This window comes from Wolbachia endosymbiont (group B) of Sphaerophoria taeniata, from assembly GCF_947179355.1.
Lineage (GTDB): Bacteria > Pseudomonadota > Alphaproteobacteria > Rickettsiales > Anaplasmataceae > Wolbachia.
In genome coordinates, this window is record NZ_CAMXAW010000002.1 from 472,070 (window position 1) to 484,941 (window position 12,872).

Below are 12,872 nucleotides of genomic sequence, written 5' to 3' on the forward strand. Positions count from 1 at the left end.
TCATGTAAATCTCAACAAATTATACTTGAAGAGTTAACAATTGCAATTAGACTTCTTGCATAATCTAAGACCTACTGTAAACCAAGCTTAGTATAATCCAATTTGACGTACCTTATTATTTTTTTTACTTTGTAATTGATCTACATGAGAAACTTTTTCACCACTTTGTAATCTTTCTCCCTGGAAAATTCCTGCAGGCCTTTCAAAGTACCCACGTTCAATAGCATTGTAAACTGAGTAACCACCAAATAAGCAATTTTTTCCTATTTCTTCTCCACAATCTTTTAATTCTTTCAACCTCTCTTGATCTCTTACTTCTACCTTTATCCAGTCTTTATTTTGCTTATCAGGATATAACCTAACGTCTAACTCTCCCTTAGTGGTAGGGAAAGTCAACACTATATCACTATCGTCCGCAAGATTGGTGTAATTCCTTATACCATTCTTTGTTATAATTGCTACCTCACTTTTACCAATCTTTATTATATCTCTTTCATAGTCTATGTTTCCCTGAGCTCGCCTTAACTCACTAGCTTTTTCTGTGAGCCTTGCAACATTTATTATACTATCTTCGGAATATTCCGAGTATAAAGTAGTGTTATCTATTTTTGCATTCTTTACCATACCATTAATAACTGCTCCTTTTATAACTTCCATAAAATCTAGGGTACTCTCTAGATAATCTAGATAAGCTTCTATCATATTTTCTTTGTGCTCTTTAAATTCAGATTCTAGTGTATCAATTACTTTCATATTATCTTTATTATATAACACTGCCCCTATTGATACCAACTTGCATACTATCTTGCTTGCAACTTCAGGATTCTTTCCTAACTCACCAATCCTTTCCATAACACAATCTGTAAAATTACGCTTCTTATCTTGAGAAAATCGTCTATTAATCCTTCCTCCTGAGAGAATAGCCTCATTTACAACTCCTTCTAGTTCATCCATATTTTGAGCTTTAGAAACTTTATCTAAAAATTCTTTTAGCTTTATCTGTCGATTCGGCGGTAAATTACTCCATAAATCCCTAGAATAATACTCCTTCTCATCATAACTTGACCATTGTAAATTGATTGCATCTGCTTTCAAAAGTAATCTTTTTACTTCAAATTTATTTGCTCTTTCATCAGTACCTGAACGAGCAAAAGAATCAAGATTTTTAGCATGTTGATGCACCTGCAACTCTCCTTCATTACTTCGAAGATTCAAAACCATTCTTAGATCTTGATCATTCCCAAAATCATCTAAGAATTCTTGTAGATCTTCAACAACTGAATCACCTTCTGAGTTATTTACTATATCCAACAACTTTCTTCTCAAGCCCCCCCTGTCTCTTAGTTAAAACGTAACCTGAACCATCTTCGAACCAGTCTTTTGTTTCCATTATAGAGCGTAACTTATCACTCAACTTCTCTCGCTTATAAGTCACAAAGTACTTTTCAATATGTTCATGATGATTATCACGTGCAACTTGCAGAGGAGTTTTTCCTTGTTTATCACCTTGATCAGAAATAGCTCCTTTCTCTAAGAGTAAAACTACGCCTTCAGAACAACCAACACTAGCAACATGATGCAAAGGCGTTTTTTTTTCATTATCTTCTGCATTAAGGTCAGCTCCCTTTTCTAAGAGAGCAGCTATACTATAAGGTCCAGTAGCATAGTGTAATGGTGTCCTTCCTTTATCATTCTTGATATTAGGGTCAGCTCCTGCTTCTAAAAGCAAACTTACGGCACAATCATATTGTTTTCTTGCCCAAGCCATACTTGATATTATGTGCAATATCGTCAAACTAGACTCTCCCCTTTCACAATTAAGAACGGTTTTTAGATTTTGATTATCTTTATTATTTAATAAAAACTTTTGAAGTTGTCGGTAACTATCTCCTGCACTCAAAGATCTCATTGCACTAAAAATAGATAGCAATTCCTCATCTAACTCTTCTTGACTGTCTGTCAACTCAGTTGTAACAAGCCACGCACACATTAAATTATCAAACGAGCCTTTTGTAGCTTCAGCAATATCTACCAAATGACGCCTATCAGGAAACATGAATAAACTTTTAATCAATTCATATTCATAATCCTGTTGTAGCTCGTTTTCTATTCTACTTTCCTTATTAGAATCTTCCCCAGTAACTTCTGGCATATTTACTCCTCACTTTATAAAACCGAATGTAATTATAACAAATAAAGCTAATGCAAGCTAGCTTTCTACTACTTCTTGTATAGTTATATCACTAACACGTAGCGGGATTATAAACATTAAGAAATTAACTAGATGGAAAAAAGGCAAAAGAATCCCCTAGTAGTGAGTTTTATAATGTAAATTGGCATTGTAATAATGTTCTAACGCTTATTTTAAGCGGATTTTGGCTGAATGTAGAAAAAATAAAAAAAGCCGCTATAATTTTATGTAATTCGCCAATAAATACCCTGAGTTTTTTACTGAATTTTGTCATTGAGCCTGCAGATCAAAAACAAGTTTTGAGTCATAAATACCCTTTATGTCATGGTAAGGGTATTTGGGGGATTTGTAAAGGAATTTCTGTTGTCAACAAGCTGCTAAATTTATTATATGGTTTCAAAGGAAACATATTGTCTATGGGAAATCTGGGTTTATTAGCGTATTATCTTAGAGTACTTAAAAATTAATTTCTTAATTTTAGTTAAAATTTTATTGACGTTACATATAGAAATAATCATAATAGCGTTTTATTAAAATTTTAAATATAATTATGTCTATATTAAGTAGATTATTTAGAGTTAATACAACTACACTGAAAGTTAAAGAAGCGATAGGTTTTAACCCAGTAAACGTAGGGTTGATTGAAGGAAATGGAGTTACTTATGGACTCAGCTATCAAGATAACGGCAATGGGAGCAGTAGAGTAAAGTTACTTATTAGTCCATTATATCAATCGAAAACATACGAGTGTGATACATGTGTCAACGTAGCAAATGAATTCAAGGGCCAATTATCTCCCACACTAATAGAAAATTCAGCTGAAGTAGATAAAGTTGGAATTATCTTTCCTACAGAAGAAATTAACAAAAAAGAAAAGTGTATCAAAGGCTTAACATTCAACACCTACGAAATCAAGCATTCAACTAATATTCCCTTAGTTGAATACGTAGGAAAAGTAAAATTATACAAGAACATTGATATACATAATCTTGCAAATGAAGACAATAGTTACTTTCAACCAAAAGCAGTAAAAGTTGGTAAAGGTAATGTCATTGTAATCGCTCATAACTTAAAGGATCAAATTTTAGTTTCTTGGTACTTAGAATCAAAAGGAGATGGAAAGTTTAGGGCTTTACCTGGAAAAAGCGGCATCACAGAAAGGAAATTATTCAAATTTGATAATCCAGGGCAATTAGTACTAGATGAAAATACGATGCTTTATGCACAGATGAGAAAGATTACTAAAAATCAAGAAGTAAGAACAAACATTTTTAAATTTGATGTGGCTGAAGTAGTTCAGAATCTGAAAGATAGAAAGGGAGCTAATGACTTTTTGCTCAGCAATAAAAATGGTCAAATAAATATAACTTCATCTATTGCCTTTAATCCAGGTGAAATAAATTTTCTACAGTACGTAAAACGAACTGAAGGCGATGATCAGATTGCTTTTCTTGAAAATGATCAATCTTCTAAGAACCTGTACGTGATCTCAAAAAAGGGATAGAATGAGAGGATAAAGTATATAAAGTAGGATATGCGAAATTTATATCCAAGTGATATAAGTCGAGAAAAGTTTGAGATTATTGTAGCAGATCTGGAGTCTTGCAGGAAGAGAACAAAGCCGAGAACACTTGATTTATATGATGTATTTTGTGGAGTATTATACGTCCTAAAAAGTGGATGCCAGTGGAGAATGTTACCAAAAGAGTTTCCAAAATGGCGGAATTGTTACGACTATTTTAAGAAGTGGAGTGAAAAAGCAGATGCAAATAAAGAAAGTGTTCTGGAGCTGGTATTAAAAAAAAATAGTTGGCGTAGTTCGACAAAACAATGGTCGGAAAGAAAAAACCAGCTTCTGCATAATTGATGCACAAAGCGTAAAAAATGCAGATACTGCTGAAGAAAAAGGCTATGATGCTGGTAAAAAGATTTCAGGAATAAAACGCCATATTGCAGTTGATACTCAAGGTCTACCACACGCAATTTATATCACAACAGCAGAAATAACTGACCGTAGCAGTGCTGTAAAAATGATCAAAAATGCAAGAGAAAACCTCTCTGAAGTCCAAAATATACTAGTTGATGCGGGTTATACGGGAGAAAAATTTGCAACTCAAATAAAAGATATTATTGGAGCAACTGTTGAAGTGATAAAGCGCAGCGAATTACACATCTTTGCTGTATTGCCGAAAAGATGGGTTGTTGAGAGATCTTTTGCTTGGTTGGAAAAATGTAGGCGATTGTGGAAAAATTGCGAGCGGAAACTCAATACTAGCCTGCAAATGGTTGTTCTAGCCTTTACTGCTTTACTCCTCAAAAGATTATGAACAGGCTCTAACATGCAAAAGTTACATTTAGCAAGTCTTGTTAATAGTAGATCAAAATCGAACTTTTCTATTTTTGAATGTGAGGATTCTATAGAACAATTGTATGTTAAAGACAATGGCCAGGGGGGTTTTATCGTCACTGCGATAAGTGGAGAAAGTATCATAACTTTTAATAGAGAGAGCTCTGGAAAATCTTCTGAAGCAACGATAATACCGACAAGCAGTATCAAAGCTCTCAGTGATTTTGTTAATATCATTAACGGCCAATTGATGCCTAGTATTATTTCCAGCAGTACTGTGGCTCCTATAACTATTACAGAGACGGTTGTGACTTCTAAGAAAACGATGACTGCTGCAATTACTAGCACAACAGAAACCGACACTGTAAAGACTACCAAATTAACAACAGAAGCATCAACTATCATTGTACCAACTTCCACAATGAGTAAATCTTCAACAGAGTCAACAACTCAGGCAAGTACAGTAACAGTGGAGTCAACAACAGTAGCATCAACTACCACTGCACCTACTTCTACAACGAGTAGGCCTTCAACAGAGTCAACAATTCAAACAAGTACAGTAACAGTGGGGCCAACAACAGTAGCAAAAACAACTACTACTCCACAAGCGACCACAGTTGCTACAACGTCAACTAGTGCACCGATAGTAACTTCAGAAACTGAGACAAGTACTGTAAAATCTACAGCAGCGACTGTTGAGTCAACTTTTACAGCAAGCAGTACTACGATGAGTAGGCCTTTAACAGAATTAACAACTAAAATAAGTACGGCATCAGAATCAACAACAGTAGCTGAAACTATTACAACCTCACAATCGACTATGATCACTATAATGCCAACTAATGTGCCAACAACAAACTCAGAGGCAACTATACAAACAGTGTCCACTATATCAAATACTGGAACAAAGGTAACAACTCCTTTGTTCACTACAACTTTACTTCCTCAAACTACTCTTTCAACACAGCCCACTCAGCTTGCTATAGAGTCTAATAGGGCAGGAATGATAGGTGGGTCTTTGGTTGGAGCGATAATAAGTATTGCTGGAATTATAGGATTCATAGCATACAAATATGTTAAGGGTCGTAATGCTGCTCCTGTGTTAGAACTAACTAATTTCAATGATAGAAGGCGATCATCTTCAAGTGGCAATAGCGATGAAGAAATTTTTATCGCTAATAACAGAATGAGACATATATCTATGCGAACTATGGATCAATCTGAAACAGTGCTAAACAGTATATCGGTGGAGAGTAGTAGTCGGTCAAGAAGTAGCTCATCGTCTTCAAGCGGTGGACCAGGATCTTGACTGACTGAGCTAGAGTCTAAAAGTGAAAAAAGCTTATCTTGGGATAGCGATGATGTACCGGAATATCACCTTTAGCTATTTGTCTGAATGTTTTTAGTATGTAGACTGTTAGGAAATTTTCTTTTGCTTTTGTGATTTTAATGTTAAAGTATAATTTCTAGGTGAAATAAGTAGCTGCTGTTGTGTGATAAACACAGCAGAGGAAAGTCCGAGCTCCAAGAAAAGGTAGTGACGGGTAACGCCCGCCGGAGGTAACTCCAGTTATAGGGCTACAGAAAATTACCGCCTAAAATATTATTAGGTAAGGGTGAAAAGGTGTGGTAAGAGCGCACCATAACAATGGCAACATTGGTAGTCAAGTAACCAACACTAGGAGCAAGATTAAATAGAAGTAGATTTTATGTTTTTCTCATATCTACTCGGGTAAATCGCATGAAGTAAATGGTAACATTTACTCCAGATAAATAGCTACATAAACAGAACTCGGCTTATATTTCACCTAGGCAATGCATGAATGTCAGCCATACTATGTAAATGTATCAAACATTTCACATATCCTGTACGCTCAATTTGACCACCTATATTCCTTTTACTTCTTGGCTTATCTCTTTTTTTATTTCCTTTTGAACTTAACAAAGCTTGAATTTTAACCGAGCTTTTCCTTTAACTCGTCATTCTCTATCTCTAAAACCTTATTTTCTTACCTATAACTTTTTAGCTTAGCTTCCAACTTTTCTATTTTTTGCTGCAAGTCTTTGTAAAGTTCTAAAAGACTAACCATGTTACCTCACTTTTACGATTGGTTTTTATCTTATTTCATCTACCTATTTTGTTGCTTCAATGAATGGGTGAATAAAGCATTTCATGCGTTGTCCTTCACTTGTTCTGCTTGATAGTCACTACTGCTTTCGCTTATATTAACACTAGAGTATTCTTCATCGTCAACATACTCTTTTAGAACATATCCTCTACCCCAAACGGTTTCTATGTGGCTTATTCCATCATTTGCACTTTCAAGTTTTTTACGTAATTTACACATAAAAACATCAACTATTTTGTTGTCTGAAGGTTCGTCCAAGCCATTGTAAAGATGGTTTAAAAACATTTCTTTTGTCAATACTGCTCCTTTACGCAATGCCAGCAATTCTATCATGGAATACTCTTTGTTAGTAAGGTGAACTGTTTTGCCTTTTACCTCAACAATCCTGTGATCAAAATTGATATTCATATTACCAATCTTTATCACTGATTCGGGATGGCCTTTAGTACGTCGGACTATGGCCTTAATTCGAGCTAATAATTCGCTCTTGTGAAATGGCTTGGTTAAGTAATCGTCGGCACCATACCCAAGTCCTTTAGCTTTATGGTTGGCAGCGGAGATACACGAAAGTATTAAAACAGGAACTTTGATTTTTGCACTTCTTAATCTTAACAGTATATCATATCCATCAATATCACCAGGCAGGTGTATATCTAGAATAACTAGATCGTAACAGTCTCCACCCGAGGAAACCATATTATTGTTATAATCTTGTGCAGAAGTAACAACGTCGCAAAAATGTCCATCAGAAGTTAAGGCATTAACTACAGTCCTTGCACTTACTTGATCATCTTCAATTAATAATATACGCATATTTTACACCCCATAAATAATTTATAATTTTAGTAATATATATAACCAAGGAAAGTAACAAATCAAATTTTTATTAATGAATAATAGAAATTACACTTATTAATTAATAGTTAATGTGTCGTTCCAAAATTATACAAATAGATCTAAAATACAATAGATATACTATAATAACACTATTTTTAGTAAATATTGAATAGAAGCTATTTTTATTAAAAGAATACTTAGGTTAATAGATATTTAAACTATTTTATACTTTTATGTTATATTTTTAATTTACTTATTCTACAGTTTTAAATTATAAGTAATACTTTCAGGAATATTGAGTGGTAATATCAGTTTTAGGTGCTGGCGCATGGGGTACAGCAATTGCGATTTCATTAAGTAGTAAGAAAAATGTAATTTTGTGGACTCGCAATAAGGCCATATTTGAATCAATTAAAGAGAAAAGAGAAAGTGACAAGCTACCTGATTGTCCAATTTCTGATAATGTATCAGTAAAATTAGCTATTGAAGATGCAGTTAATGCTTCAGTAATAATTCTAGCTGTTCCTACTCAGTCTCTAAGGGAGATATGTCATCAATTGAATGATTGTAACCTAAAAAAAAATGTGGCAATAATTTTGGCTTGTAAGGGAATAGAAAAATCTACATTAAAATTACCTAGTGAAGTAGTCAATGAAGTTTTACCTAATAATCCTCTTGCTGTTTTTTCTGGTCCTAGCTTTGCTATAGAAGTTGCAAGAAAATTACCATATTCGATGGTTCTTGCATGTCAAAATGAAGTATTAGGTTTAAAATTAGTATCAGAGCTACAGCAAGAAAATATTAAATTGTACCTTAGTAGCGATGTTATAGGAATACAGGTTTGTGCAGCGTTAAAGAATGTTTTTGCTATAGCATGTGGGGTTGTTCTAGGTAGGTTTGGGTTTAATGCTCATGCAGCATTAATTACGAAAAGTATGAGTGAAATTAAGGCTTTATACTCAGCAAAAGTTGGTGACGGCAATGTAGATATAAATACACTACTTGGACCAGCATGCTTAGGCGATTTGGTTGTGACATGCACATCATTAAATTCAAGAAATCTATCTTTTGGATCTAAAGTAGCTAATAGTAATGGTTCTAGTGCTCAGCAGATTTTATCAGAAGGTAAGTCGGTAATTGAAGGTTTTAACACTGCTAAGTCTGCATTTGATTTAGCAGAAAAGCTAAAGATAAAAATGCCCATATGTGAAGCGATCTATAGATTGCTATATGAAAATACTTCTATAGAAGATACTATTTCTGTTCTTGTAAATTAGTTTTATATTTCGGTATATTGTGAAATTTTTATATAAATTAATATCAACATGGTGGCTATCTGGCACGGTAAAACACATGCCAGGTACTATAGGCAGCTTGGCTGCTTACCCAATTGTTCCTATATTACTCAATGACAGAATTTTAGGTACAGCAATTATTTTTTTTTTATTCTTAGTTGGATTATGGTCTACAGGCAATTATATACAACATTACAAAGCTCCGCATGATCCAAAAGAGGTAGTAATTGATGAAGTAGTTGGTCAATTGCTGACAGTACTTCTAGTTTCAATATTATTAGAACAAGAAATGAATAGCTCTGTATTGTTGGTGTGCTTTTTCTCCTTTAGGTTTTTTGATATAATAAAAGTGTGGCCTATAAATTTGATTGATAAAAATACAAAAGGTCCTTTAGGTATTATGCTAGATGATGTTGTAGCTGCAATTTTAGCCTTTGTTTTTATAGGAGCCTTTTATTGTTTATTGTTGGTTTATGCAGAATAAAAAAATTTGTTATTCAAGCTTAATTATTCAGAACCTAAAGGATTATATACTTTATGCAACGAATTTGTCCAAGTGGGAAATACATGACGAATTTGATAATGTTGTATTTACAGTAAATGGTACCAGAGAATCGTTATTTAATTTTGTGTTTTGTGAAGATCAATGTACTGAGCTTTCCATATGCAGAACTCTAGATTATCTCAAAGCACGAAATATAGAAGCAACATGGATAATAAGTCCACGTATAAAAATAGGGGGTATTTTAGAAAAATGCGAAATAAAACACGTTAGCACACCAAAAAAAGTTTTACTCAATATAAAAGATTATTTTTTGCCTGATGATGCTGTTCCAAATTTGAAGTTCAATGTTGTAAATAGTAGTGAGCTCTTAGAGCAATTAGATTTACACACTTCTAAAATTTTTTATCATAGAATTAGTATTGTTAGCACATTTTTTCGCCAATTATCGAATTATGATGATAAGAGCTCAAGGTTAAGATTTTTTCTTGTAATGCTAAATAACGAAATTGTTGGAACATGCGGTCTTTATATTCAAGACAGCATAGCTGGTTTTTATAGCGATGGAGTTTTACCAATTTACAGGGGTCGTGGAATAGGAACTCAAATGGTTCTAGAAAGAATAAAGATAGCTAGGCAATTTGAGTGCAAATACATAGTAGCACATTGCATGAAACCTTCTGTAAACCTTTATAAGAGATTAGGCTTTAGGGTATTGGGCAATCTTCACTTATATACCTCTTCAGTACAATCTCTTTGCTGAGAGGTTACAAATTTTTATATTTGTTTTAGAATACTATGTTTTTTTTGTATGAAATAGTTTTACTACTAATTCTAGTATTCTTCTTTTTCTCATATTCTAAATTAAAAATTAGTAATAAAATTAAGGACTTACAACATCAAAATGTTATCATAAATAATTTAATAGATACTGTGAATGATGGATTTTATATTTGGGACGCAAAAAAACGTATAGAAAAATTTTCTCCCAATTTACTAATTTTGCTTAATACTGTTTTTTATTCATTTAATGAGTTTGTAAATTTTTTTGAGCAATCAGAAAGCTTAATTAAAAGTTTTGCTGAGGCAAAGGAAATAAATAAATCTTTTACTCTAGATTTAAAGTCAAAAGACAGTGAGGTTTATTGCACATGTTATGGTAAAAGCATAATAGATTATTCTAATAATGTGATTGGTGTGTTGTTATGGATAAGGAATATCTCCGATTATAAGATAAAAGCTAATGAACTTGAGTTAGAAAATAGTAAGCTTATGCGAGAATTGGAGAACTATAAAAAAATTTTTGACTCTTTACCATTTCCAATACTGAAGCACAATAAGAATAAAAAAGTAAGGTTTTATAACTTATTCTATGATAAATATATAGGCAGCTCTAAAAAATTTACTGTTGCAAGTGGCTCCTATAACGTAAAACCAGGAGAGTGTGTAATAACTTACAAGAACGAACCTAAGGTTTTTAATTTTGTTGAAGTTCCAGTGCAAAATTCTAATAGCATAGTAATGTATGGAAAAGATATTAGTGATGAAAAAAAATTACATACTGAGCTAAGCAATTGTTTAGCTGCACAAGAAAGTTTGCTTGAGAAGCTATCGATTGCTGTAGCGATATATAGTAAGAATCAAAAGCTAAAATTTTATAATAATGCTTTTATAAAAACTTTTCAGTTTGATCCAAAATTTTTGGAGTCTTATCCAACTTATCACGAGATTATGCTTCACCTATTTGAATCTAAAAAGCTTTTAGGAAAAAAGGATTTTCAAACTATTAATAATCAAAGACATGAGTTGTTTAAAAGATTACTGGAATCATATGGTGAAACAATACATTTCATGAACGGAAGAACGTTTAGAGTATTAACAATACCCTATGCTTCAGAGGGTCTACTATTTTCTTACGAAGAGTGCCAGAAATAACACTCAAATTCCTTCTCTCTCTACCATAAGCTGTTTTACTTTCGCTATCGCTTTTGCTGGGTTAAGCCCTTTCGGGCAGGTTTTTGTACAATTCATTATTGTATGACAACGATACAACTTAAATGGGTCGTTTAAAGAAGCAAGTCTTTCTTCTTTCTTATTATCACGACTGTCAGCAATCCATCTATAAGCTTGCAGTAATACCGCTGGCCCTAAAAATTTATCACCATTCCACCAATAGCTTGGGCAACCAGTCGAACAGCAAGCACATAGTATACAATCAGACAGACCATCCAATTTTTTTCTATCTTCAGGAGATTGAAAGTATTCTTTATTTTGTAAGGCAGATTTATCTGTTTGTAACCAAGGTTTAATCGATTTGTATTGCTCATAAAATTGGCTTAGATCTGGAACTAGATCCTTTACTATATACATATGAGGTAGTGGATATATTTTTACTTCACCTTTTATATCATGTATAGATTTAGTGCATGCAAGAGTGTTGGTACCATCAATATTCATTGCACAAGATCCGCATATTCCTTCTCTGCAAGAGCGTCTAAAAGTTAAGGTTGAATCTATTTCATCCTTTATTTTTATTAATACATCAAGTACCATAGGGCCACAATTATCCATATCGATAAAAAATGTGTCTATTCTTGGATTTTTATCATCATCAGCAGACCAACGATAAATTTGAAATCTTCTAATATTTTTTGCTCCAGTAGGAGTAGGATAAATCTTGCCCTTTTTATTAACTTTAGAATTTTTTGGTAAAGAAAACTGAACCATATTGCTTACCTTTTACAGCTAAAACCCCTTTTTTGTAAATAACATATTTTGGTATTATCTACCATACTTTTCCTTTTCAAATTCAAGCAAAGCTAAAATCTTGCTCTCTAAACTTTTCATTATAATTTCTTCATCTTCTTTTTGATGATCATAGCCAAGTAAATGCAGCAATCCATGAACTAACATGTGTGCAGTGTGAGTGAGGATAGATATACAGTACTCATGAGACTCTCTTTCTATTGTATCTACTGCAATTGCTATGTCTCCTAGATCACATTCACTAGATAACTGTTCGCATGGAAATGATAGTACATTAGTTGGCTTATCTATTTCTCTAAACTTAAGATTAAGTTGATGTAGCAAGTTATCATCAGCGAGAGCTATTGATATATTTGGTTTATAATGATCTATTTTTAATTCTTTTAGAGAAGCGTTAATAATATTTAATACAAAACTCTGTGGGTCCTTCGTAATACTATGCCACCTCTTATCAAGAATATTTACTTCTAACATGAATAAAGCACCAGAAAGGACATTATCCCATCACTTGACATTGGAACCCAAAAAAGAAGAATTATAGACCATCGTATCATACACACAACTATACGAATATTGTACACTAGAAGTATGTCATCCCAGTGCTCCGACACTGGGATCCAGGAATTCTGATTAGACATTAGGTGAGTGAATATAAAAGCTATATTAAAACACAACATTTTTAATGTGGTTGCATTACAGCTGGATTCCAGTGTCAAGCACTGCTTTGTGTTTGATGAAAAATCGGCTACTTCGAAACAAACACTCATACAGCTGTATGTTGTGTGCTGAGGTAATATTGTTTGGC

Annotated in this window: 11 protein-coding genes, 1 other RNA gene and 1 pseudogene; 8 read left to right on the plus strand and 5 right to left on the minus strand. The window is 33.2% G+C overall.

Annotated elements, in window-relative coordinates:
* Positions 1-87: 87 nt before the first annotated feature.
* Both ONG75_RS03375 and ONG75_RS03380 read right to left on the minus strand, forming a co-directional pair.
* Positions 88-1,311 (minus strand): hypothetical protein, encoded by a 1,224-nt coding sequence (locus ONG75_RS03375; protein WP_264375778.1) that lies wholly within the window; start codon positions 1,309-1,311, stop codon positions 88-90.
* Positions 1,295-2,152 carry an ankyrin repeat domain-containing protein gene (locus ONG75_RS03380; RefSeq protein WP_264375779.1) on the minus strand — a complete coding sequence of 286 codons (858 nt, stop codon included), beginning with the start codon at positions 2,150-2,152 and terminating at the stop codon, positions 1,295-1,297. Before ONG75_RS03380 ends, ONG75_RS03375 begins: the two co-directional genes overlap by 17 nt.
* Before the next feature lie 589 nt (positions 2,153-2,741).
* On the opposite strand from ONG75_RS03380, the gene ONG75_RS03385 reads away from it, so the two are divergent.
* The 4 genes and pseudogenes from ONG75_RS03385 (at position 2,742) to rnpB (ending at position 6,354) form a co-directional block, all read left to right on the plus strand.
* Complete coding sequence (locus ONG75_RS03385) at positions 2,742-3,695, plus strand: hypothetical protein (RefSeq protein ID WP_264375780.1); 954 nt, start codon at positions 2,742-2,744, stop codon at positions 3,693-3,695.
* A gap of 30 nt (positions 3,696-3,725) precedes the next feature.
* Positions 3,726-4,518, plus strand: a protein-coding gene (locus ONG75_RS03390) for an IS5 family transposase (RefSeq protein WP_264375461.1) whose coding sequence is annotated in 2 segments (ribosomal slippage) — positions 3,726-3,989 and positions 3,991-4,518 — 792 coding nt in all. Because the reading frame shifts where the segments join, the coding sequence is not laid out codon by codon here.
* Between the two features lie 6 nt (positions 4,519-4,524).
* A pseudogene (locus ONG75_RS03395) lies at positions 4,525-5,847 on the plus strand (hypothetical protein); the annotation flags it as partial.
* A 157-nt stretch (positions 5,848-6,004) separates the two neighbouring features.
* Positions 6,005-6,354, plus strand: an RNA gene (rnpB, locus tag ONG75_RS03400) — RNase P RNA component class A.
* A gap of 355 nt (positions 6,355-6,709) precedes the next feature.
* On the opposite strand, the gene ONG75_RS03405 is transcribed toward rnpB, so the two are convergent.
* Positions 6,710-7,480, minus strand: coding sequence for a response regulator transcription factor (locus ONG75_RS03405; protein WP_010406882.1), 771 nt, complete (start codon positions 7,478-7,480; stop codon positions 6,710-6,712).
* Positions 7,481-7,803: 323 nt separating this feature from the next.
* Here ONG75_RS03405 and ONG75_RS03410 point away from each other — a divergent pair, with 323 nt between their 5' ends.
* From ONG75_RS03410 to ONG75_RS03425, 4 genes are read left to right on the plus strand one after another with little or no spacing between them, the layout of a single operon-like run.
* On the plus strand, positions 7,804-8,781 hold the full coding sequence (locus tag ONG75_RS03410) for an NAD(P)H-dependent glycerol-3-phosphate dehydrogenase (protein ID WP_064085646.1): 978 nt from the start codon (positions 7,804-7,806) through the stop codon (positions 8,779-8,781).
* A gap of 19 nt (positions 8,782-8,800) precedes the next feature.
* Positions 8,801-9,283: a phosphatidylglycerophosphatase A family protein gene (locus tag ONG75_RS03415; RefSeq protein WP_029237689.1), complete on the plus strand. Its 483-nt coding sequence runs from the start codon at positions 8,801-8,803 to the stop codon at positions 9,281-9,283.
* Positions 9,273-10,064: a GNAT family N-acetyltransferase gene (locus tag ONG75_RS03420; RefSeq protein WP_264375782.1), complete on the plus strand. Its 792-nt coding sequence runs from the start codon at positions 9,273-9,275 to the stop codon at positions 10,062-10,064. The genes ONG75_RS03415 and ONG75_RS03420 overlap by 11 nt, the downstream gene beginning before the upstream one ends.
* A gap of 35 nt (positions 10,065-10,099) precedes the next feature.
* Entirely contained in the window at positions 10,100-11,236 is a 1,137-nt protein-coding gene (locus tag ONG75_RS03425) for a hypothetical protein (protein WP_019236658.1), read from the plus strand.
* A 3-nt stretch (positions 11,237-11,239) separates the two neighbouring features.
* Here the strand turns inward: ONG75_RS03425 and ONG75_RS03430 are convergent, their stop codons facing one another.
* Positions 11,240-12,028, minus strand: coding sequence for a succinate dehydrogenase iron-sulfur subunit (locus ONG75_RS03430; protein ID WP_064085649.1), 789 nt, complete (start codon positions 12,026-12,028; stop codon positions 11,240-11,242).
* 54 nt (positions 12,029-12,082) lie between these two features.
* A complete protein-coding gene (gene ybeY, locus ONG75_RS03435) occupies positions 12,083-12,541 on the minus strand; it encodes an rRNA maturation RNase YbeY (RefSeq protein ID WP_015587883.1) in 459 nt (152 codons plus the stop codon).
* Between the last annotated feature and the right edge of the window lie 331 nt (positions 12,542-12,872).